The 21,848-nt window shown below is 63.5% G+C and carries 18 protein-coding genes, 1 tRNA gene and 1 pseudogene; 9 read left to right on the top strand and 11 right to left on the bottom strand.

What is annotated here, in order from left to right; all coding sequences use genetic code 11:
- The 5 genes from VN004_RS05050 to VN004_RS05030 form a co-directional block, all read right to left on the bottom strand.
- Positions 1 to 342, bottom strand: a 342-nt coding sequence (locus tag VN004_RS05050) for a TRAP transporter large permease subunit (RefSeq protein ID WP_325607643.1), incomplete at its 3' end; no start/stop codon positions are given.
- The gene (locus tag VN004_RS05045) at positions 339 to 863 is read right to left on the bottom strand and encodes a TRAP transporter small permease (RefSeq protein WP_325607635.1); all 525 of its coding nucleotides are present in this window, start codon (positions 861 to 863) and stop codon (positions 339 to 341) included. The genes VN004_RS05050 and VN004_RS05045, both read right to left, overlap by 4 nt.
- A gap of 8 nt (positions 864 to 871) precedes the next feature.
- Positions 872 to 1,918 carry a TRAP transporter substrate-binding protein gene (locus VN004_RS05040; RefSeq protein WP_325607633.1) on the bottom strand — a complete coding sequence of 349 codons (1,047 nt, stop codon included), beginning with the start codon at positions 1,916 to 1,918 and terminating at the stop codon, positions 872 to 874.
- A gap of 111 nt (positions 1,919 to 2,029) precedes the next feature.
- Positions 2,030 to 3,157 carry an aminotransferase class I/II-fold pyridoxal phosphate-dependent enzyme gene (locus VN004_RS05035; RefSeq protein ID WP_325607631.1) on the bottom strand — a complete coding sequence of 376 codons (1,128 nt, stop codon included), beginning with the start codon at positions 3,155 to 3,157 and terminating at the stop codon, positions 2,030 to 2,032.
- Entirely contained in the window at positions 3,150 to 4,328 is a 1,179-nt protein-coding gene (locus VN004_RS05030) for an alpha/beta hydrolase (protein WP_325607629.1), read from the bottom strand. The genes VN004_RS05035 and VN004_RS05030 overlap by 8 nt, the downstream gene beginning before the upstream one ends.
- 172 nt (positions 4,329 to 4,500) lie before the next feature.
- Here VN004_RS05030 and VN004_RS05025 point away from each other — a divergent pair, with 172 nt between their 5' ends.
- Positions 4,501 to 5,484, top strand: coding sequence for a tripartite tricarboxylate transporter substrate binding protein (locus VN004_RS05025; protein ID WP_325607627.1), 984 nt, complete (start codon positions 4,501 to 4,503; stop codon positions 5,482 to 5,484).
- Between the two features lie 118 nt (positions 5,485 to 5,602).
- On the opposite strand, the gene VN004_RS05020 is transcribed toward VN004_RS05025, so the two are convergent.
- Positions 5,603 to 7,009, bottom strand: coding sequence for a DUF1254 domain-containing protein (locus tag VN004_RS05020; protein WP_325607625.1), 1,407 nt, complete (start codon positions 7,007 to 7,009; stop codon positions 5,603 to 5,605).
- Here VN004_RS05020 and VN004_RS05015 point away from each other — a divergent pair.
- On the top strand, positions 6,993 to 7,232 hold the full coding sequence (locus VN004_RS05015; RefSeq protein ID WP_325607623.1) for a hypothetical protein: 240 nt from the start codon (positions 6,993 to 6,995) through the stop codon (positions 7,230 to 7,232). The two genes, VN004_RS05020 and VN004_RS05015, sit on opposite strands and share 17 nt — an antisense overlap.
- A 95-nt stretch (positions 7,233 to 7,327) precedes the next feature.
- Positions 7,328 to 8,251, top strand: a complete 924-nt coding sequence (locus tag VN004_RS05010) for a hypothetical protein (protein WP_325607621.1) — start codon at positions 7,328 to 7,330, stop codon at positions 8,249 to 8,251.
- 50 nt (positions 8,252 to 8,301) lie between these two features.
- On the opposite strand, the gene VN004_RS05005 is transcribed toward VN004_RS05010, so the two are convergent.
- Positions 8,302 to 8,778: a VOC family protein gene (locus VN004_RS05005; RefSeq protein WP_325607619.1), complete on the bottom strand. Its 477-nt coding sequence runs from the start codon at positions 8,776 to 8,778 to the stop codon at positions 8,302 to 8,304.
- Positions 8,779 to 8,943: 165 nt separating this feature from the next.
- Between VN004_RS05005 and VN004_RS05000 the strand changes: the two genes are divergently transcribed.
- A complete protein-coding gene (locus VN004_RS05000; protein WP_325607618.1) occupies positions 8,944 to 10,713 on the top strand; it encodes an adenylate/guanylate cyclase domain-containing protein in 1,770 nt (589 codons plus the stop codon).
- Positions 10,714 to 10,910: 197 nt separating this feature from the next.
- Here VN004_RS05000 and VN004_RS04995 read toward each other — a convergent pair whose 3' ends face one another.
- Both VN004_RS04995 and VN004_RS04990 read right to left on the bottom strand, forming a co-directional pair.
- Positions 10,911 to 12,320 carry an FAD-binding oxidoreductase gene (locus VN004_RS04995; RefSeq protein WP_325607616.1) on the bottom strand — a complete coding sequence of 470 codons (1,410 nt, stop codon included), beginning with the start codon at positions 12,318 to 12,320 and terminating at the stop codon, positions 10,911 to 10,913.
- Between the two features lie 30 nt (positions 12,321 to 12,350).
- Entirely contained in the window at positions 12,351 to 13,319 is a 969-nt protein-coding gene (locus VN004_RS04990; protein ID WP_325607614.1) for an L-threonylcarbamoyladenylate synthase, read from the bottom strand.
- 128 nt (positions 13,320 to 13,447) lie between these two features.
- Between VN004_RS04990 and VN004_RS04985 the strand changes: the two genes are divergently transcribed.
- Positions 13,448 to 13,524: transfer RNA gene (locus VN004_RS04985), tRNA-Pro, on the top strand.
- A 122-nt stretch (positions 13,525 to 13,646) separates the two neighbouring features.
- Here VN004_RS04985 and VN004_RS04980 read toward each other — a convergent pair.
- Positions 13,647 to 14,603, bottom strand: a complete 957-nt coding sequence (locus tag VN004_RS04980; RefSeq protein ID WP_325607612.1) for a tripartite tricarboxylate transporter substrate binding protein — start codon at positions 14,601 to 14,603, stop codon at positions 13,647 to 13,649.
- Between the two features lie 104 nt (positions 14,604 to 14,707).
- Entirely contained in the window at positions 14,708 to 16,792 is a 2,085-nt protein-coding gene (locus VN004_RS04975; protein WP_325607610.1) for a hypothetical protein, read from the bottom strand.
- Between the two features lie 125 nt (positions 16,793 to 16,917).
- Here VN004_RS04975 and VN004_RS04970 point away from each other — a divergent pair.
- The 4 genes and pseudogenes from VN004_RS04970 to VN004_RS04955 all read left to right on the top strand — a co-directional run.
- Positions 16,918 to 17,028, top strand: a pseudogene (locus VN004_RS04970) (alcohol dehydrogenase catalytic domain-containing protein); the annotation flags it as partial.
- A gap of 106 nt (positions 17,029 to 17,134) precedes the next feature.
- Entirely contained in the window at positions 17,135 to 18,796 is a 1,662-nt protein-coding gene (locus VN004_RS04965; protein WP_325607608.1) for a sensor histidine kinase, read from the top strand.
- A 178-nt stretch (positions 18,797 to 18,974) separates the two neighbouring features.
- Positions 18,975 to 19,916, top strand: a complete 942-nt coding sequence (locus tag VN004_RS04960; RefSeq protein ID WP_325607606.1) for a TAXI family TRAP transporter solute-binding subunit — start codon at positions 18,975 to 18,977, stop codon at positions 19,914 to 19,916.
- Between the two features lie 71 nt (positions 19,917 to 19,987).
- Positions 19,988 to 21,848: TRAP transporter permease (locus VN004_RS04955; protein WP_325607604.1), on the top strand; the 1,861-nt coding region annotated here is incomplete at its 3' end.

Raw genomic sequence — 21,848 nt, 5'->3', positions numbered from 1 at the left:
GCCGCAGATTGCGCTGAACCCGGCGCAGGCGACGATGGCGGCCATCGCGAGCCCGCCGCGCAGATGCCCGACGAAGGTGTAGGCGGCGCGGAACAGCTCCTTCGACATCCCGGCGCGGGAGACGAAATTGCCCATCAGGATGAACAGCGGGATGACCGACAGCGTGTAATTGCGTCCGGTCTCGTAGATCTTGGTTTCGACCATCGCCATGGCCGGCGCGAAATTCCAGTCGCGCAGATAGGCAACGCCGAGAAAGCCGACGACGCCCATCGAAAAGGCGATGGGAATGCGCAGCAAGGCAAGGACCATCATCAGGCCCAGACCGACCAGGGCTTCCGTCATGTTGTGCCCGCTTTGTCGGGATCGAATGGCTTGTTGTCGTCCCGGTACGCGCCGGGAAGAACAGCCTTGACGAGGTGCACGATCCCGGTGATCGCAACTATCAGCGCCATGAAATAGACGAAAGGCCCGACCGGGATCAGCAGAATGTCGGTGGTGTCGCCATAACCCGCGATCTTGCCGGCCTTGACATAAACCCGCCAAGCCAAAGCGAGGATGATCACGCCGCACACAATGTCCACGATCCGGCGGATCACCCGGCGCCCGCGCTCACCGAATGCGGCATCGATGAAGTCAATGGTGACATGCTCGTCGGCCCGCGAGACCAGCGGCAGGCCGGCGAAGATCAGCGTCAGCAGCAACAGTTCGGTGATTTCGAAGCCGCCCCGCAACGGCCAATTGAGAATGTAACGGCCGATCACGTCGACCGTCGTGACCGCCATCAGGCAGAACAGCAATAACGCGGCGGCGGCGCCCAGCGCGCGATCGAGCCAGACGCCGCCATCTTGATGTTCGGAAGACACAGCGCGTGCTACTGGCCGGCGGCGACGCGCTTCAGTTCTTCATGGAATTCGGCATAGACCTTTTCGCCGTCGACGCCTTTGGCAGTCGCGTCCTTTTTCCACTTGTCAACGATCGCCTTGGAGCGCTCCTGCACACCCTTGATCAGTTCGGGAGAAGCCGGCTGGATGTCGATATTGGCCTTCTTCATGACCTCCATCGCCTGGCGGTCGGTGTTGTCCCAGGCCCTGCCGGCGAGGCGCGCGATGGCTTCGCCCGAGACCGACATGATCGCGTCCTGATCCTGCTTGCTGAGCTTGTTCCACTTGTCCTCGTTCATGAAGAAGCCGAAGGCCGAACCGTAGAACCCGCCGGGAAACAGCGTGGCGTGTTTGACGACCGTATCGAGCTTGAAGGAGATGATCGATTCAAGCGGGAAGAACGTGCCGTCGGCGACGCCGGAGCTCAGGAGTTCGTAGGATTCCGGTGCAGGCTTCACGAAAGGCGAGGCGCCGAGCGCCCGTGCCATCTGCTCGGAAATGCCGCCGCCGGACCGGATCTTCATGCCGGCCAGATCCTCGACCCTGTTGATCGGGCGCTTGGTGTTGAACATCTGGCCCGGACCGTGAGTCCAGACGCCAAGCAGCTTGACGCCCTTGTATTCGTTGACGGGCTGAAAATATTTCCAGTGGATGCGCGAGAACGCGACTGAATTGATCTCCGCCGTAGCGCCGCCGCCCGGCAGTTCGGGCAGAAGCGGCAGCACATGGCGGGCCGGGGTATAGCTCGCGGTCACGTAGGACACGTCGACCAGACCATCGCGCACCGCATCGAAGGTTCCCGGCGCCGCCGACGGATGCTTGGCGAGCATCTGCATTTTGACGCGGCCATTGGTGGCCTTTTCGACCTGCTGCCCCCAAACGGCGAGCACATCCTTGGTCAGAAGATGCTGGGGCGACACCCAGCTCGACATCGTCAATGTGGTGGTTTGAGCCTGCGCGGCGGGTGAAAACCCAACGAATGCTGCAAGAGCGAATGCGGCGCTGCCGGTCGCGGTGACCTTGGCAAGGCGAGACATGGTGAATCCTCCCATAATTATTGTTGTGGTGAGGATCGGGCCATTTGGGGCACGACACGTCAAGCCCCAATTTTGATTGGAGTGCCGTGATTAGCGTCAAGTTTTGCACAATCAGCCGATCAGCCCGGTCCGCCGCGCGGCAGCGCCAATTATGGCGATGGCTTCGTCAATATCGGCCGTGGAATGGGCAGCGGAGGGCTGCGCCCGCAGCCGCGCTTCGCCTCGCCGGACTATCGGAAAACAGATCGCGCCGATATAGACGCCGTCCTTCAGCAATTCGGCGCTGAAGGCGCGCGCCTTGTCCTCATCGCCCACGAGGATGGGCGTAATGGGATGATCGTGGCCAAGAATGGTCAGGCCGAGCGCTTTCAGTCCCTTGCGCAGCCGTTCGGTATTGTCGGCAAGCTGTCTCATCAACGCGTCGTCCTGCATCAGGCGCCGGATCGCCGCGAGCGCGCCGCCCGCGGATGCTGGCGGAATCGCGGTGGTGAACATCCAGAAGCGGCCGTGATCGTGCAGCTTCTCGATCAGATCGGCGCGTCCCGCAACGTATCCGCCGGCGAAACCGCCGAACGCCTTGGACAGGGTCCCGGTATAAAGATCGACCTCGCCGAGACAGCCTCGCGCGGCTGCGGTGCCGCGGCCGCCGGGCCCCGTGACGCCTGCGGCGTGGCTCTCGTCCACGACAAGCGTTGCGCCATGGCGCCGGCACAACGCGATCATGCGCGGCAGGTCGGCAGCATCGCCTTCCATGCTGAAAATGCCATCGGTGATGACGAGCTTCGCCCCGTCATGCGGCTGTTTCAGCAATGCCTCCAGATGGTCGAGGTCGCGATTGTTGTAGATGCGGGTTTCTGCCGCGCTCAGCCGGCACCCATCGATGATGCTGGCGTGATTGAGCCGGTCGCTGAAGATGACGTCGCCCTTTCCCACAAGCGTGCAGGCGACCGTCACATTGGCCGCGGTGCACGAATTGAAAAGGAGCGCCGCATCCGTGGCGTGGAATTCCGCCAGCGTGTCGCAGAGCGCTTCGTGCAGCGGCGTGGTTGCGAGCGGCGGATTGAGCGTCGTTCCATTGCCATAGTCGCGCGCGGCAGCGCAGGCGGCTTCGATCACCTCCGGATCGCCGGCAAGGCCGAGATAATTGTTCGCGGTCAGAAGGATGACCGGCCGGCCGTCGAGCAGCGTGCGGGCGCCGACGCGCCCGCCGACGACAGGCTTGTTGGCGCGCTCACGCAAGGCCGCGCTCCGTCAGCCATTGCCGCGTGATCGAAAGCGCCTCGGCGAGCTTGTCGGGTTGACCGGCATAATAATGCGTCGCGCCCTTGATGACATGCATCGCCTTGTCCTTGCTGCCGGCCGCATTGAAGATCGCCGCCGTGTGCGGCTGCGGCACCGCATCGTCGGCCGAGTTCTCGATCGCCAGCAACGGCACCGAAATCTGCGCCGCGCATTTCAGCCCGTCGGCATTGCTGTCGTCGATCGACCATTGCGACAGCCACGAGCGCAGCGTGGAAAAGCGCGCGAGCCCGACCGGACCGGTATTGGCGGTTTCCGGATTGCCGAGATAGCACCAGTTCGGCTTGCGATCGTTCGGATCGAGCGCGGGATCGAGAAAGCGCGGCTCAGCGAGCGTGCGATGGGTGACGAAGCCGCGCTCCATCTCGGCGGTGTTGCGAGCCTTCAGCGTCGCGAGCGTCTCCTTCACCCAGGCCGTGATCCTGCGTATGCGCGCGAGCTGCGCCGCGCGATAGGCCGCGATGAAGTCAGCCGCATAGGGCGGCTGGTTCGGATTGGCCTTGTCGTAGATGTCGAGCATGCGATCGCGATTGTCGGGATCGCGCTCGTCCTTGACGGAAGGGTCGATCATGTCGCGCAGCATCGTGGCGCGCGAGATATGCGCGGCCTGAATGATGACCGCATCGGCCGGGATCAGGCCCGCGCTCGCAATGCCGACCGGATCGCCGGCGGGCGTATGGGTGATGGTCGGGCGCTCGGCCTGCGACTGATAGAACAAGGCGAGGGATCCGCCGCCGCTCCAGCCGGCGAGCACAATTTTCTTGTAACCCCATTTCTCCCTGGCGTGGCGGATATAGGCGCCAAGATCGAGCAGCACCTTTTCGAGGATCAGCGCGGTGTCGTTCTTCGCATAGCGACTCGCCGCGCAGAGCACATGCCATCCGGCCTTCACAGTGGCCTGCGGGACAGGGAGAAGCTGCAACGTCGAGGCCGGATGCATGAAGATCAGCAGCGTGTCGGAGGGCGGCGCGCCCTTCGGCGTCATCAACAGGCCTTCGAGATTGACCGCACCCTGATTGCCGGAAAATCCGTAGGTTTCGACGAAGGCTGCGTCTTCCTTGTACTGGACGTGCACCCAGCGATGGTCGATCTGGTAAGCGGTATCCGGCATGTGTCCTCTGCGCGCGTTGTGGTCACGTCGTTACAACATCCGCACCGAATAACGAAACGCCGAGCCTTCCTTTTGCGGATGAATTTCCGTGCGCAGGGTGCGCCGCATGCCTTGTCTGCCCCATCGCGCCAGATATGCTTCCCCCAACTATAAGGATTACGGGGAGGACAACATGAGACGCCGTGATTTTCTGGGAGTTTTGGGCGGCGCGGCATTGGCGTGGCCCCATCGCGCACAGGCGCAGCCGGTGGCGCAATGGCCCGATCGGCCGGTGCGGCTTCTCGTGACAGTGGGTGCGGGTGGGGCGGCGGATACGCTGTCGCGCAATCTGTCGAATGGCTTTTCACAATTCGCAAACGGTCAGCCCCTCGTGGTGGAGAACCGTCCCGGCGCCGGCGGCACCATCGCAGCGGCGGCGGTCGCGCGTGAAAAGCCGGATGGCTACAACCTGTTCCTTGCCGAGGTCGGGCCCAATGCGGTCTCGCATGTGCTCGGCGCCAAGCTGTCCTACGACCCGCACACCGCCTTCACGCCGATCATCCACGTTGCCAATCTGCCGGCGGTGGTGTTGATCCGGCCCGATCTGCCCTACACCACGCTTGCCGATTTCATTGCCGCGGCGAAGAAGCAGCCCGGCAAGTTCAACTATGCATCGGCCGGGGCCGGCAACTGGACGCATCTGTTCATGGCTTATCTGAACAGCCAGGCGGGTATCGATCTGGTCAATGTGGTGTACCGGTCGGGCTCCGAAATGCTCACCGCGCTGTTGCGCGGCGAAGCCGATACCGCCGTCATCACGGTGTCGACCGCGCTTGGCCAGATCAAGGAAGGCAAGGTGCGCGCGCTCGCCGGCCTTGGGATGGCGCCGATGAAGCAATTGCCCGATACGCCGCCGGTGGCAAAGACCATACCGGGCTTCGACGTCGCGGTCTGGCACGGCATTGCCGGCCCCGCTGGCATGGACCCTGCGCTCGTTCAACGCATCAACGACATCTTCAATCAGGTGCTGCAGACGCCGGCCGCGCGCACCGCGATTTCCGGCGCGCAGGCCGCAGACATCGTCGGCGGTTCGGCCGAGCAATTCGATGCTTTCATCAAGAGCGAGCTGAAACGCTGGCCGGAGGTGGTGAAGACCGTCGGCCTCAAGCAGCAATAAGGCGAAGGCCGCACGCCCGCGCTTATTCATAGCAGCAGCCTCATCCTTCCTTACGGCATCGCGCGTCGCGACGCGGCTGAAAGGATGAGGCCGTGCAAAGCGCGCGCGGCGCTTCGGCTCACTGCCCGGCGAGGGCCGGCACCGCCGGCATGCGGGTCACCGCGGGCGGATTCCACTTCCCGATCAGCGCCTCGGTCTTCGGTGCATAGAGGCGCAGCAGCAGGTTGAAGGCTCCCTTCGGCGCCGGAAGCCAGTTGGTTTCCCTGTCAGCGCCCGGACTCTCGTTCTGGAAATAAAGGTCGACCGACCCATCCATGTTGTATTTGAGCGGCATCCAGCTCGAGAGATTGAAGCGGTTCAGGGCGTTCGGGACCTGGAAGCCTTCCGAGTCGTAAAGCGTGACCGACCAGAAGGCATCCGCCGGCGGCAGATCGGCCTTGTCGAAATGCAGCGTGTATTTGTGCGTGCCTTCCAGCGGGCGGCCGGTATCGTCGACAAGGTTCACCGGATAGATCGCGTCTTCCGGCAAATTCGCACCGAGCCCAAGCTGTGCTACGATCGCGCGTTTCAGATAATAATTGCCGTACACGCCCATGGTGTCGGTGTTCATCGACCATCCGTTGGCGACGCGCGCGAGGGTGGGGACCTTCCAGGCCATCAGCTTCTGTGCGACCTCCGGTGCGTCGGTGATCGCCTTGCGGATCGCGGGATCGAGCTTCTGAACGTCGAAGCTCTTGCCCGGCTCGAAGCCGATCTTTTTGAGCTGGGCGATCATCGGCTCGTCGGTGACATGGGGCGGCACCGTCTTCATAAGCTCGGCCGCATAGGCGAAGTATTTGTCGCCCGGCATCCTGTCGACCTGTTCCTTCGGCGGGGTTTTCATGTCGACGCCCGGATCGGGCGTGAACGCCACCTGTGCCGGCGGTTTGCCCCATTGCGACAAGGGCGTGACCTTGTATCCTTCCTGGATCTTGTGAACGGCCGCATAATCGGCCGGACCATCGGTCTTGGTGCGCCCGATGATCCAGACGACCGGTGTCGGCGCGTCGATGCGCTGGGTACCCGCCGGCAGCTTGAGTTCTTCGGCAAGGCGATCGCGAAGCTCGGGACGCCATCCGGGCGGCGTCACGAGAAAGGTCGCCGCTTTCGTGCCGGTGGTCCGCCATCCCGGCGATGCGAACACGTCCGACCACATATCCAGCATCGGCAAGAGATAATAGCGGCCATTGGTGTCCGGCGCCGAAACCACCATCGGCTCCTTGGTCATGTCGAGCCATGCCGATGAATACAGGGTGTCGAAGTTGAACCGGACGACCGCCTTGTCGGTGCCGACGGGATAGGCGCCCATGCTGGAGAACATGTTCGCCGGGCCCCTGCCGGGCTCCTTGCCGGGCGGCATGTTCGTGATCTGCTTTCGTGTGACGTCAATCGAAAGCAACGGATAGAAATAGAGATAGGCATTGACGGCGATGCTGTGCGCCTGCTCTGGCGTCAGTGCATCCTGCGCGTTGGCCTGGCTTGCCATCGGTGTGCTTAAAGCGATTACGGTACAGCACGAAGCAAGTAGCGACCTTGGTGTCATCGGCGCCGTCCTCCTGATTATGATCGCGATTAAAAGCGAGCGTTCTGGCAAAGGAAGCATGCTGGCGGCATGGCGCGAGACAAGTCACATTCCTGGCACTCGCCATTTGCAATTTGCAAATGTTGCAGTGCCGTTGGTGCACAATCCTACCGTTGACCGGTTCTGACGATCGTCCTAGGCTATTACTCGCCAATTTCGTTTAATTGCATTCAATTGTGCGGCTGCGATCGACTGCGTTGCGGTGTTTGCCCGGGGGGTGTAATGCAACGTCATCTGAAGGCAGCTGTCGCCTGCTTCGCGACAATTCTGTTGCATTCATTCGCGGCATTGGCCGCAGATATCGCGCCGATGCCGGTCAAGGCCATTCCGGCGCCTGCCCCGTATGACCCTTGGCGCGTCGACATAACGCCCTATGGCTGGCTGCCTTCGCTGAATGGATCGTCGACGATCAAAGGTCAGACATTCGACATCGACGCTTCGTTTTTCGGCGACATCATTCATCGCAAGATACCGAAAGAGCTGTTCGGGCTGATGACGGCGTTCGAGGCGCGCAACGACCGTTTCGCCGTTCTTGCCGACTTCGTCTACCTCAAGCTCGGCGCCAGCAAAGGCGCCGCACGTGCGATCAGCCCCGGTCCGATTTCCACCTTGAGTGTGAGCGCTAGCCTCGATGCGAAGGTGGAGATGATCATTACCGAGTTGGCCGGCGCTTACGAAATTGCGCGCTGGGGCGCACCCGCGGCGACCATGACCAGCATCGACATTTATGGCGGCGGGCGGTTGTGGTGGCAGCAGGCGGAGGCCGATCTGAATGTGACCGCGGCGCTGGCCCTGCAATTGCCAAAGCACGCCTATGTCATCAGCGGCGGCAAGGCCGTCGCAAAGTCAGGCGATGAAGCCTGGGTCGATCCAATGGTCGGAATGCGCCTGCGCCATCAATTCACGCCGGGCCACGAAGTGACCGTGAGCGGCGATGTCGGAGGCTTCGGCGCCGGCAGCGAGTTTTCCTGGCAGGCGGTGGGCCTCTATCGCTTCGAGGTCCATCGCACTGCAACCGCGATCTGGTCGGGCCTCGTCGGCTATCGCGCGCTCTATGTCGATTATTCCAAGGGCGCAGGGACGACGCTCTATGCCTTCGACATGCTGCAGCACGGACCGGTCTTCGGCCTGAGCCTGCGGTTCTGATCTGCGATCCCTTCTCGTCCCGAGGAGCGCGAAGGCGCAACCGCGCGCGGCTATCCGCGCCGCGCCTTCTCGATCGCGGCGACGTCGATTTTTGTCATCGTCATCATCGCCTCGAATGCGCGTCTCGCCTCATCGCCGCCGGCGGCCAGGGCATCGGTCAGGACGCGCGGGGTGATCTGCCACGACAGGCCCCATTTGTCCTTGCACCAGCCGCACGCGCTTTCCTGACCGCCATTGCCGACGATCGCATTCCAGTAGCGGTCGGTCTCGGCCTGATCGTCGGTCGCGATCTGGAACGAAAAGGCTTCCGAGTGCTTGAACATCGGGCCGCCATTGAGCCCGATGCACGGAATGCCGAGTACGGTGAATTCCACCGTCAGCACGTCGCCCTTCTTGCCGCTGGGAAAATCGCTCGGCGCCCGGAAGATCGCGCCGACCTTGCTGTCCGGAAAGGTCGCAGCATAGAACGTGGCCGCCTCCTCGGCATCCTTGTCGAACCAAAGGCAGATGGTGTTCTTCGGGGTCATGCCTGGTGGCCTATTTGTTGAATTGTTGGGGCGTTCGCGGGTTGGCAGAATGTCATGAATGACGAATGCGGCCATTCCCTGACCCGCGAATGCCGGGGGAAAAGCCATTAACTTTGAAGCGCGCACGTGTAAGATGCCGGCCGGCCCAAGCGTTGGGAGCGCGTCGTGGCTGACGACTATATCGAGCGCAGGCTCGCCGCGATCTTCGCCGGCGATATCGCCGGTTACAGCCGGCTTATGAGCCTCGATGAGGAGGGCACGCTTCGCCAGCTCAAGGCCCATCGCAAGGAGCTGGTCGATCCAAAAATCGTCGAATATCGCGGACGCATCGTCAAGACGACGGGCGACGGCATGCTGGTCGAATTTGTCAGCGTTGTCGATGCAGTGCGTTGTGCCGTCGACATCTCACGCGGGATGATCGATCGCAACGCCAGCGTGCCGGCGGAGAGGCGCATCGAATTCCGTATCGGCATCAACGTCGGCGATATCATGAGCGATGAAAATGATATCTTCGGCGATGGCGTGAATGTCGCCGCGCGCCTTGAGGCGCTGGCCGAGCCAGGCGGCATACTCGTCTCGCGCGTCGTCTACGAACAGGTGCGCGACAAACTGAATTTCGGATTTGAGGATATGGGCGAGCAGGCCGTGAAGAATATTCCGCGGCCGATCGGCGTTCACCGCGTGTCGTTGCGTGAGCAGCCGCCCGTGCATCATGTCGTGTCGGTCGGAGCGCCCGCAAGGCCGGAGACCATCGACCGGCCCTCCATCGCGGTCCTGCCATTTGCGAATATGAGCGGCGACCCCGAACAGGAATATTTTGCCGACGGCATATCCGAGGACATCATCACCGGATTGTCGAAATTGCGCTGGTTCTTCGTCATCGCGCGCAATTCGTCATTTGCCTACAAGGGCAAGGCGGTAGATGTGAAGCGGGCCGCGCGGGAGCTCGGCGTGCGCTATATCCTGGAGGGAAGCGTTCGCAAGGGCGGCAACCGTGTTCGCATTACCGCCCAGCTGATCGACGCATCGACCGGCAATCACATCTGGGCGGATCGTTATGACGGCGAACTGACCGATGTGTTCGAGCTTCAGGACGACATCACAAAGAAGGTAGTCTCCGCGATCGAGCCGAAATTGCTCGAGGCGGAAGCCGTCCGCGCGCAATCCCGCTCGCCGCAGGATATCGGCGGCTGGGATATGGTGATGCAGGCCAATTCGGTGTTCTGGCGGATGACGCGGGCCGACGTCGAGGCCGCCATCGGCATCTTGCGCAACGCCGTCATGCGTTATCCCGACTACGCGCCGGCGCAAAGCATGCTGGCCTTTACGCTGTTGTTTCGCGCGATCCCGGTGGGGACCTATGGCAGCCGCGATGCCAAGGAGGCGCTTGAGCTCGCGTCGCGCGCAACCGAAATCGACGCGAACGACCCCTGGGCGCATCTGGCTTTGGGATGGGCCGCGCTGCAGATGCGCAATACCGAACTTGCGGTCGAGGAATATCAGCGCGCGCTCGACATCAATCCCAATTTTGCGGCGGCCCACGGTCATCTCGGTTCGGCGCTGGCGCTCGACGGGCAAAGCGATAGCGCAATCGGCCATCTGCAAGAGGCGATCAAGATGAGCCCGCACGACCCGCAGATGTTTTTCTTCAACACCAATCTTGCCATCGCCCATTTCCTCGCCGGCCGCTATGAAGATGCCATCGCGTTCGGCCGCAAGGCCGTGCAACAGCGTGCCGGATTTACCGGCGGCCATCGCATTTATGTGGCGGCGCTGGCGGAAGCGGGGCGGAGCGAGGAGGCAGCCCGTGCGCTCGCGGAGCTCAAGATGCTGCAGCCGGATATTTCACTCGCCTGGATCGAGGAGAACATTCCCTACAAGCGCGTACCCATGGCGAGGCTTGTGGTCGCCCTGCGCAAGGCGGGACTGGAATAGCGCATGACGGTTACTGGGCCTTTCTGAGCAAAAAGCTAGCGAAGCCCTGTCGCGATCACCCTCGTGCGGCTTTTGGATGGAGCAATGCGCTTCGCTTGTTGCACCCTACCACGCCAACAGTCCGTAGGCGTACGGCGCAATAGCGCAGGGCATTGCGCCGTCCTGCATTGCGCCGCGTTGCTATTGCGCCGCGTCCCTTACAACACCTTCCCCGGATTCAGAATCCCGTTCGGGTCGAGCGTTGCTTTCAGCTGACGCATCACCGCGAGCGCCACCGGGTCTTTCACCCGCGGCAACCAGTCGCGCTTGGCGATGCCGATGCCGTGCTCGGCCGAGATTGAGCCGCCGTATTTGGCAACGACCGCGAATACCGCGCGCTGGACATCCTCCTCGCGCGCCATGAACGCGTCCTTGTCCATGCCGATCGGCTGGGTGATGTTGTAATGGATGTTGCCGTCGCCGACATGGCCGAACGGCATCGGCCGCGCGCCGGGGACGATTGCGACCGCTGCGGCATTCGCCTCCTCAATGAAGGCCGGGATCGCGGCGATCGGCACCGACACATCGTGCTTGATCGAGCCGCCCTCGCGCTTCTGCACGTCACCCGCTTCCTCGCGGATGCGCCAGATGCCCTTGGCCTGTTCCAGCGTCTCGGCAATCATGCCGTCGACGATCAGCCCGCGCTCGACGCCCGCTTCGAAGATCGTCTCGACGATATCGCGCAATCCGCTCTCCGCCTGCGATGACAGCTCCATCAGCACGTACCAGGGATGCGGCTGTTGCAGCGGCTCGCGCGTGCCGGGGATGAAGCGCAGCGCGAGATCGACATTCATGCGCGTCATCAGTTCGAAACTCGTGACCTGGCTGCCGGCGCGCTCATAGGCGATGCCAAGGAGATCGACCGCGGCCTGCACGGAGGGCAGGCCGAACACGGCGAGTTCGACCGACCGCGGCCGCGGCACAAGGCGCAGCACCGCCGCGGTGATGATGCCCAGCGTGCCTTCGGCGCCAATGAACAGGTTCTTGAGGTCGTAGCCGGTATTGTCCTTCTTCAGCTTGTTGAGATTGTTGAGCACGCGCCCGTCCGCGAGCACGACCTCGAGCCCGAGCGCATGCGAGCGCGCAACACCATGTGCGATCGCTGCTGTGCCGCCGGCATTGGTCGAGAGATTGCCACCGATGGTGCAGGTGCCTTCCGAGGGCAGAAGCTGGGGATAGAGCCGGTCGGCCTGCGCCGCGGCCTCGCGCGCCTGCTGCAGCGTGACGCCGGCTTCGGCGGTGAGCGTGTTGGTCACCGGATCGACTTCTCGGATGCGCGTCATGCGGTTGAGCGAGAGGACGATCTCACCGTCGAGGGGCATCTGCGCGCCGACGAGGCCGGTATTGCCGCCTTGCGGCACGATCGCGGTGCGGGTTTCGCTGGCGAGTTTGAGGATTGCGGAGACCTGCGCGGTGGAGTCGGGCCGCAGGATCAACGGGGAGTTGCCCGGCCAACGCTCGCGCTGCTCGTGCAGATAGGCGGCCTGCACGTCGGGATCGGTGATCGCGTATTTCTCCCCGACGATTGCGGTGAACTTCGTGATCAGGTCTTTGTCAGGCTTGAGCATTGGCACTTCTGCGAGAATGAACGGAGGGAGTTACTTCGGCGCGGCGGCGCGGCGCAGGCGGTCGTTGATGGCTTCGCCCAGGCCTTGGTGAGGAATCCGCATCACTGCGATTTGGGGCGCGCGCAGACCATCCAGACGCCGCAGATGACCGAACAGATTCGCGGCCGCCTCGGCAAGATTGCCTTGTTCCGACAGATTGAGAACGGTCGCGGCGCCGGGCAGGGGCGTGCCGAACGCGAGCAGCACTTCGCCGGGTTCGACGCTCGTCGCATCGAGGCGGAGCCGCGTGCGCGGCGCGTAGTGGCTCGTCAGCATGCCCGGCGCGATCGGATTGTCCTCCGCACCGGCCGGAGCGTCCGACAGATCGCGACCGACCATCGCCGCGATCTGTGCGCGCGACAGACCACCCGGCCGCAGCAAGGTCGGCTGATCGATGCACGCCACCACGGTCGATTCGATGCCGACCGGCGTTGGGCCGCCATCCACGATCATGTCGATGCGGCCGTCGAGGTCATCCAGCACATGCGCGGCGGTGGTCGGCGACACATGACCCGAAACGTTGGCCGATGGCGCGACGACCGGCTTGCCGAAGGCGCGCAGGATCGCATGCGCCATGGCATGATCCGGCACCCGCACCGCGATCGTATCGAGCCCCGCGGTTGCAAGCTCGGAGACCTTGCAATCCGGCTTGCGCGGCAAAACCAGCGTCAGCGGCCCCGGCCAGAAGGCCGCCGCCAGCGTCTCGGCGTCCGCGTTGAAGACCGCGCAGTCCCGCGCCACCGCGATATCGGGCACATGCGCGATCAGCGGATTGAAGGCCGGACGGCCCTTGGCCTCGTAGAGGCGCGCGACCGCCTGTCCGTTGGTGGCGTCGGCCCCGAGCCCGTAGACGGTCTCGGTCGGAAACGCGACCAGCCCGCCGCGGCCCAGGCATTGCGCGGCGGCCTGCGCGGCACCGGGGGCGGCCTCGACCAGGCGTGTCTTCGTTGCAAGCAGCATGCGGGGGTCTTAACCGGTTTTGCCGGATTTTGCCTGCGCCGATCGCATGAGGATTAGGAAAAAATAGCTGCTTGCCTCGCCTTGCAGGGCGCGCGGGTCGCCGTTATAAGACCGGCCTTCCAAGTCGTCGGAGTGTAGCGCAGCCTGGTAGCGCACCTCGTTCGGGACGAGGGGGTCGCAGGCTCAAATCCTGCCACTCCGACCAATTTCCCGAGAAATCATCCCGATCCAACGGCAGAACACCGCCGATCAGAGCCAAAGCTCGGCGCTGGTCGCGCCGAGCGTCTGCGATGGTCTGCGATCGTCTGATCGGCCGCCGGGGCCGCGCTATTTCCCGGCGGCGAGCTTGGCCGATTCGGCGATGCGCTTGCGCTGCGCATCGATCTCGGCGGCGAATTCCGCAGCAGGTCCCGGACGCACCACCTGACCCATCGGGGTCAGCTTCTTGATGACGTCCGGATCGGAGGCGGCCTCGATCACATCGGCCGCGATGCGGTCACGCAGCTCCGGGGACATCTTCTTCGAGCCGAACAGGCCGACGAGGCCGTCGAGTGACAGCGAATCGAAGCCGGCTTCCTTCGCTGTCGGGATGTCGGGGAGCGCCGGCACGCGCTGCGTATTCATGACGGCCAGGACCTTGACCTTGCCGCTCGCAACCTGCGGGCGCATGATCGCATAAGCCGCGCCGTAGATCTGAATGCGGTTCTCGGCGAGATCGTTCAGCGCCTGTACGCCATCCTTGTACGGGATCTTGGGCACATCGATCTTGGCATCCTTCAGCCAGCCCGAGACAACGAAATCGACCGCGCCCGTGGTGCCGGCATAATTGAGCTGGCCAGGCTTTTCCTTCGCGAGCTTGACGAAGTCGGCGAGCGTGTTGACGCCGAGCGAGGCCGGCACGCCGATGGCGATGATGGTGTTGGTGGCGCGGGCGATCGGAACGAGATCATCCTGCTGATAGGGCAGCTTTTGATGCAGGAGCGGGTGCGCCGTGAAGGTCGAGGTCGGCGCCATCAGGAATGTGTGATCGTCATTGGCCGACACGAATGCATTGATCGCAACGATCGCGTCGCCACCGGGGCGGTTCTCGACAACGACCGGTTTGCCCCATTTTGCCGACAGCTTGTCGGCGAGAAGGCGCGTCGTGATGTCGACGCCGCTGCCGGGACCGAGCGGCAGGATCATGGTGACGTTGCGTTGCGGCCAGTCCTTGACGGGCGTTTGTGCGTTTGCGGCGGCGAGCGACGATACGACAAGGCCGGCGGCGGCAAGCAGACGGATCATGGCGGTTTCCTCAAAGGCTTCTGAACTTGCCTTTGTGGCTAACCGCTCAGCGCTGGTGCGTCAATGTGGCATGTTTTGCGCATCGCGAAAGCGAGCGCAAACCTTCACGTTCTCGGCGGTCTGCGCCGTTCGCTGAACCAGGGCCGATAGTCCGTCATCTTGGCGCGCTGGGCCTGCGGCGCACGCTTCCTGCAGGTCGCGAATTCCTCGCTGCCTTCCTTGGCGCCCCAGCGCAGTTCGACGCAATCGTTGACGTTGTAGGCCATTTCGAGATCGGTGACGCGGTCAATCACGTCCTTCAGCGACAGCGTCCATTGCGAACCGTCGGTGCGAGGATAGGAGAATTTGCGTGCGGACAGCTCCTGCGCCAGCACGGCCTGCAACTCCGCCTTGACCTGCGCGACATCCTTGTCGCGCGGCATGGCGTAGCGTTCGGGACGGCGCGCCACGCGGTCGGGGAAATTGCGCACCACATCCATTGCGATCAGGAGGCGCAGATCGCGTGACGGCGTCGCGAAGTCCTCCCATGCGCCGGTGGTCTCGAAGATCGCGGCGCCATCCGGCATCGACGCATCGCCCTTGCCGCTGAGCTGATACTTGCGCCCGTTTTCAACCGAGATCACGCGCGCCTTCACCTGCTCCTCGAGCGATGTGATCGCTTCCTTCATCGCGCGCAGCGGATCGAGCGGATTGGGCGACATGACGTCGTCCATCTTGTCGTAGAAGTCTTCGACAGAAAGCTTGGTCTGCTCGAGCGAGAAGTCCCCGTAATTCGGATTCTTGGAAATCTCGGCGACGGTGAGACGGCGCAGCGCGCCATTCTTGTCCCGGACGATCGGACGGAAGCGCTTGAAGCCGGGATCGCCGAGTGCCGGATCCTGCGCAAACAGGAAATTGCCGCGCCAGAAGCGCTTGCGCGACACGGTGCCGTCCGGCTGTGCGTCGACGGCGAGGAAGACGCCGGCATTGCCGCCGGTCTGCGGCACGCGCTTGGCGATGATCAGGAGATGGCCGTAAGGGTCGGCATAGACCGTGCCGGGGCGAAGATTATCTTCGGTCAGCGGCACGGTATAGAAATCCGAGCCCTCGTCCGCAGCGCGGGTGCGACCCGCGCCGGAGTGAACGCCGTCGGCGACGCTGTATTGCAGGTAATGGCCAAAGCCGAGTGCAAGCGATGTCGGCCGCGGTGGCCGAACCGGTGCTGCGGGCTTGGTGGCCGGCGCCGAAGCCGAAGGCGGAACGGCGAATCCGGGTGTCGGGCGCGCGGCTGCGGTCCTTTGCGTTGCGGACGATCCGGGCGCATTCGGCTTCGGTGCCGCAGCCTGCTGCTGCTTGAAGATGTCGAAGAGTCCGCCGGTCGGTTTTTGCTGGGACGCGCCTGACGCTTGCGCATCTTCTGCCGCGACGATGTCTTCCGGGGCCTCCGGCCGCGGCTCTTCCTTCTCGATATTCCACCACACCGGACAGCGCGGCGGCTTGCCGCCGCCACCGCGCGTGCATTTCGCGTAGCCATAGGGCAGGCCCATCTTGAAGGCGAAATAGGCGCGCAGGAAATAAGGGAGGTCCGCGCAATCGGGCCGGATATAGAGATTGATCGAGTCTTCGCGCAGGCCGAGATGATTGTGCAGCACGTTGCGCGCCGGGTCGCGCAGCACGACGTGCAGAGCCGGCCAGGAGGGCGACGCATCGAGCGGGGCTTCGAACAGCTTCTCGATCCAGGCCGAGTAGAGATTCTCGGTTTCACGATTCCAGCTGTTGCGGATCGGCCAGACGCTGGTCTTTGAGCCGGATGGCCGCGGCGGCTGCGTCGCGGCAACCGCAATCTCGCGGGTGACCGTGCGGCATTCCGCAGGGCCGTCGTCGCGGGTCAGCCTCGCCTGCCACTTGCCGGGCGCGGGAGAGGGGACTTCGGCCAGCCAGAAATAAGGCGGTCCGCCGCGGCGCTCGCGCGAGCTCGCCGCGACTTGTCCGTTCGGTGCGATCAGCGCGATTTCGCCCTGCGAGGCCTGCTCGGCGGCGAAGACGACGCGCAGCGGGGCGCCTTTCCACGGCGCCAGGGGCGAGGGAAGAACAGCGATTGAATCGTTGCAGGCGGACGTCTGAGCGCTGGCGGGGATCGCCCCGAACGTCAGGAAACACGCGGCTGCGACGGCCTGTGAGGTCGCCAGAAACCGGTACGGTCGTGCCATGGAATTGTCCCCCGGTCCCGTTTGTCCGCTATAGGAATGCTTTGGCGGAATCTTGGCAAGCCTTGCCTTTACGGCGGGTTCCGCATCGATGAGCGGGTCCAGCATGGGGTGCCGGCGTGACCGAGCCGGGCAAGGTTCTGCTTCGGGTCGAAGCCTGCGCCGTGTGCCGCACCGACATGCATGTCGTCGATGGAGAATTGCCCAACGCCAGGTTGCCGATCGTACCGGGCCACGATCGTCGGCATCGATGCCGGCGATTTGTCATGAATGCGCGTGCCGCCCCCATAACTTCTGGTAGGATTTCCGTCCGAGCATTGGCGGCTGAACCGGCTGGGCCTGGGGATGACACTGCGCTATCGGCTTGCGATCCTGATGCTGGCTGCGCTGGTGCCGCCGCTCGCGATTACGGCGTATAACACCCTGCGCTGGCAGTATTTCCTGGAACGGGAATCGCGTGAGGAGGCGCTCGCCGCGGCGCGGCTGGTCGCGGCCGAACTCGCGCAGATCGTCGAAGGCAGCCGTCAGTTGATGATCGCGATGGGCCGCCATCCGGCGGTTCCGGACAACGAGCCGGAATGCGTCGCTTATTTCAAATCGGTGATTGCCGGGCTGCCGACCTATCGCGAAGCCGCGGTGATCGATCCGGACGGCAAGTTCATCTGCTCGACGATCCCCATTCCCGCGACGCTCGATGTCCGCGACCGGCTGTATTTCGACGGCCCGCTCAAGACCGGCGAACTCACGATCGGAACGCTGGTTCAGGGGCGCGTCACGCGGTCGAGCTCGATCCACATCGCGATGCCGTTCCGCAAGGACGACGGTATCGGGCGTGGGGTGATCGTATTGATCCTCAATCCCGAGCGGGTGGCGCAGGACCTCTCGTCGCGGCCCTGGCGCACCAATCATCGCGTGACGGTGATGGATCGCGAAGGGAGCCTCGTCTTCACCATCCCGCAGAGTGGCGAACAGGACGCGCGCGCGATCGCCAAGGCGGTGTTTCCGGAGGCGCGGCGGTCCGCGGGCGGCGTCACGCAGGCGACGGACGCAAGCGGGCGATCGCAGATCGTCGGATTTGCATCGCTCTCGGAAGCGCCGAGCGGATTGCTCACCGCCGTCAGCATCGATCGCGACATCGCGCTCTCCGAGATCCGCGACACCGCCTGGCGCAGCATTTGGTGGGCGCTCATCGCGATCGTTCTCGCGGTCGCCGGCACGGTCTGGGTGGCGAACGAATTGATCCGCCGTCCGTTGAAGGAAATCGTCGCGGTCGCCAATCGCCGCGAGCGCGGCGAAACCGACGTGGAATTTCCACGGCTCGATCCGCGAAGCGATCTTGGACAACTGAGTTCGGCGCTGGCCCGCATGTCGGATTCGATCAACGCGCTGCTCGAACAGAAAACCTTTCTGCTGCGCGAGCTGCAGCACCGGGTCATGAACAGCCTGAATCTTTTGTCGAGCGTGCTCGACCTGCAGCGCAGGCATACTGCCGATCCCGACGCACGCGACCAGCTCGCCCGCGCGCGCGATCGCGTCATCTCGATCGGCAGCGTGTACCGGCAGCTTTACCAGGCGGACCATGCCGGCCGTGTGGAGTTCTCCGAATTCCTCAAGAAGCTCTGCGAGGACAGCCAGAATGCCTATGGCGGCTACCGCCACCGGATCGAGGTCGATGCCGCGCCGTTGCAGATCTCGGGCAGCAAGGCGGTGGCGCTCGCCGTGCTCACCCACGAGCTGATCACCAACGTTCTCAAGCATGCCTATGCAGCCGATGAGACGGGACCGATCTTCGTCAAGCTGAGAAAGGCCGTCAACGGTTCGCACGAATTGCGGTTTTCAGACCGCGGCAAGGGACTGCCACTCGATTTCGATCCCGCCAAGTCCAAGTCGCTCGGGTTCAAGGTGATTCTCGGCACCGCGCGTCAACTTGGCGGATCGGTCGAGATCGTGCGACTGGAAAAGGGCACCGAGTTCCTGATTACATTGCCGCCGAATATCGAGGATTAGCTTTGTCTTGCCAGGGGGGCCTGCGGCCGCCTGGCGCGGCCAGGCCCGGGGGCACCAGGCCGACGGCAAATGCCGCGCGAAGCCGCTTGTGTCCGGCCCGTCCGCCCGCGTAACGTTCTGCCCAAGTCGAAAACAAAACGACACCCCGCCATGCGGGAACCCCAGGGAGAACGTCCAGATGAAGATGCGCTTGTTGGCGTCCGCGGTTGTTGCAAGCCTTGCCGCGATCCCCAGCGTCCAGTCCGCCGAACTCAAGATGATGACCGGACCGCAAGGCGGCGTGTGGATTCCGCTTGGCGGTCAGCTCAAGGACATGTGGGAGAAGTCGGTCGGCGGGCTATCGGTGCAGGCTCTGCCGGGTGCCGGTATCGCCAATGTACGCGGCATCGAGGAAGGCAAGGCCGACGTCGGCTTCGGCAATTCGATCTCCACCGTCGATGCGATCGCCGGCAATCCGCCCTTCACCAAGAAGCACGGCAATGTCTGCAACGTCGCGACGCTCTATCCGCAATATTTCCAGGTGGTCACGCGAGCCGACGCCAACATCAATTCGGTGAAGGACCTGAAGGGCAAGGGCGTCACCACCCAGCAGCGCGGCAATACCGGCGAGGCGATCACCGCGCATATGCTGAAGGTGGCCGGCATGGGCTACAACGACGTGAAGATGAGCTTCGTGTCCTACACCGATTCCGTCACCCAGATGCAGGACGGACATGCGGTGGCCTTCACGCTCGGCACCACCATTCCTTCCGGCGCGGTGATGGATCTCGCCGCCGCGCGCGACATCAAGCTCCTCGACATGGCCGACATGTATGAGGACATGCGCAAGATCAATCCCGGCTACACGCTGGTGACGGTGCCGAAGGGCACCTATCCGAAACAGGACAAGGACGTGAAGGTGATCGGCTATGCGACGCATATCGTTGCGTCCTGCAAGCTGCCGGAAGACATGGTCTATCAGATGACCAAGGCGATGGCCTCGAACGTTTCGAACATGGCCGCGGTCAACAAGGCGATGACGGGCCTGACGCCGAAGCAGATGGCCGAGGATATCGGCGTGCCGTTCCATCCGGGCGCTGCGAAGTTTTACAAGGAAGCCGGGGTCGAGCTGAAGAAATAGGCCCGCCTGTCATGGAGCCGGCGGCACGGCTGCCGGCTTCGTGTGTCTGATGCTCACGGGGGAGAGCATTCGTGAAGCTTCAACTCACCCATCGCAACTTTGTGGGCTGGGCGCTGGTCGTCGTCGCGATCGCGATGGCGGCCTATCACATCTGGGCGATCGCATTCGGCGTGCCGGAGGCGGTGCTGTTCCGCGGCACGCACCTCCTGTTTGCGATCGTGCTGACCTTCTTGCTGTATCGCTGGACGATCGCGAAGGACGATGGTCCGAAATCCGACGATCAGCGGCGCGCTGACGACCGCCTGCCGACCCTGTTCGATTATGGCCTGATGGTCGCGGGCGCGATCCCGATCCTCTATCTCTTCATCAACTACGAATACATCGTCACCCGCATCTTCTACATTGACGATCTCACGTTCATGGACAAGGCCATGGGCGTGTTGATGGTACTGGTCGTGCTGGAGGCGACGCGCCGGGTGATCGGGCTTGCGCTGCCGATCACCGCGGTGGTGTTCCTGCTTTACGGCTTTGTGATCGCGCGGCTCGAGCCCGAGCGCTTGCTCGATCAGCTTTACATGACGACCGAGGGTGTCTTCGGCATTCCGCTTTCGGTCTCGGCCTCCTACGTTTTGATCTTCGTCCTGTTCGGCGCCTTCATGGAGCGCACCGGCACCGGCCAGCTTTTCATGGACTTCGCGATGGCGCTGACCGGCCATACCGCGGGCGGACCGGGCAAGGGGTCCGTGGTATCGTCGAGCCTGTTCGGCACGATCTCCGGCAGCGCAGTCGCCAATGTGATGGTGGACGGACCGATTTCCATTCCGCTGATGAAGCGCTCCGGTTTCCCGCCGCATTTCGCGGCCGGAGTCGAAGCCACCGCGTCGACCGGCGGCCAGATCATGCCGCCGATCATGGGCGCCGCCGCCTTCGTGATGGCCGAATTCCTGGCGGTATCCTACGGGCAGGTGGTGATCTGGGCGGTCATCCCCGCGATCCTTTATTACGTCGCGTGCTTTGCCGCGGTGCATTTCGAGGCAAAGCGGCGCGGACTCATGGGCCTGCCGCGCGCCGAATTGCCGAAGCTCGGCATCGTGATGCGCGAGCGCGGCCACCTTTTCATTCCGGTGGTCGGGATTCTTGTCGTCATGTATTCCGGCTACAGCGCGCCGCTCGCAGCTCTGGTCGGAACGGTCCTGTGTTTTCCGGTGGCGGCGCTTCGCAAATCGACCCGCGAATATGTCAACTGGCCGAATATGATCGCGGCCTTCGTCGATGGCGCGAAGAACGCGCTCGGCGTCGCGCTCGCCTGTGCCTGCGCCGGCATCGTGATCGGCGTGGTGACGCTGTCGGGCCTCGGCATCGTGTTCACGCAATTCGTCGTCGGGCTCGCGCAGGACCTTTTGATCCTCGCGCTGGTTCTGACCATGATCGCCGGCATCGTGCTCGGCATGGGCATGCCGACGACGCCGGCCTACATCATCATGACCGCGCTGCTGGTCCCTGCGATCATCAAGCTCGGCGTGATCCCGCCGGCGGCGCATATGTTCGCCTTCTATTTCGCGGTGCTCTCCGCGATCACGCCGCCGGTCGCGCTCGCGGTGTTTGCCGCGGCCGGCATCGCCAAGGCTGATCTCTGGAAGTCGGGCCTTGCGGCGGTGAAGATCGGCGCCGCGGGCTTCATCGTGCCCTACATGCTGATCTATGAGCCGGCGCTGCTGATGATCGGCTCATGGCCGCAAATCATCGGCGCCTTCGTCACGGCCACCTGCGGCATCCTGCTCTTTGCCGCGGGGCTGCACGGATATTTCCTGACGGCGGCCAATCACTGGCAGCGCGTGATGTTGATCGTGGGCGGGCTCTTGCTGATCGATCCCGGCCTCCTGACCGACATTGCGGGCGCCGTGGTTGCATGCATTGTGATTTTGGCTCAAC

Source organism: Pseudorhodoplanes sp., from assembly GCF_035565855.1.
In the GTDB taxonomy this organism is placed as follows: Bacteria; Pseudomonadota; Alphaproteobacteria; order Rhizobiales; family Xanthobacteraceae; genus Pseudorhodoplanes.
The sequence above is the reverse complement of the archived record's forward strand: the minus strand, read 5'-3'. Positions and strand labels throughout refer to the sequence as shown.

Bases quoted from the DNA above. Each gene is read 5' to 3' on its own strand.
- VN004_RS05040 (WP_325607633.1), bottom strand. From the start codon at position 1,918: ATGTCTCGCCTTGCCAAGGTCACCGCGACCGGCAGCGCCGCATTCGCT.
- VN004_RS05030 (WP_325607629.1), bottom strand. From the start codon at position 4,328: ATGCCGGATACCGCTTACCAGATCGACCATCGCTGGGTGCACGTCCAG.
- VN004_RS05025 (WP_325607627.1), top strand. From the start codon at position 4,501: ATGAGACGCCGTGATTTTCTGGGAGTTTTGGGCGGCGCGGCATTGGCG.
- VN004_RS05020 (WP_325607625.1), bottom strand. From the start codon at position 7,009: ATGGCAAGCCAGGCCAACGCGCAGGATGCACTGACGCCAGAGCAGGCG.
- VN004_RS05010 (WP_325607621.1), top strand. From the start codon at position 7,328: ATGCAACGTCATCTGAAGGCAGCTGTCGCCTGCTTCGCGACAATTCTG.
- VN004_RS05005 (WP_325607619.1), bottom strand. From the start codon at position 8,778: ATGACCCCGAAGAACACCATCTGCCTTTGGTTCGACAAGGATGCCGAG.
- VN004_RS04995 (WP_325607616.1), bottom strand. From the start codon at position 12,320: ATGCTCAAGCCTGACAAAGACCTGATCACGAAGTTCACCGCAATCGTC.
- VN004_RS04990 (WP_325607614.1), bottom strand. From the start codon at position 13,319: ATGCTGCTTGCAACGAAGACACGCCTGGTCGAGGCCGCCCCCGGTGCC.
- VN004_RS04980 (WP_325607612.1), bottom strand. From the start codon at position 14,603: ATGATCCGTCTGCTTGCCGCCGCCGGCCTTGTCGTATCGTCGCTCGCC.
- VN004_RS04975 (WP_325607610.1), bottom strand. From the start codon at position 16,792: ATGGCACGACCGTACCGGTTTCTGGCGACCTCACAGGCCGTCGCAGCC.
- VN004_RS04965 (WP_325607608.1), top strand. From the start codon at position 17,135: ATGACACTGCGCTATCGGCTTGCGATCCTGATGCTGGCTGCGCTGGTG.
- VN004_RS04960 (WP_325607606.1), top strand. From the start codon at position 18,975: ATGAAGATGCGCTTGTTGGCGTCCGCGGTTGTTGCAAGCCTTGCCGCG.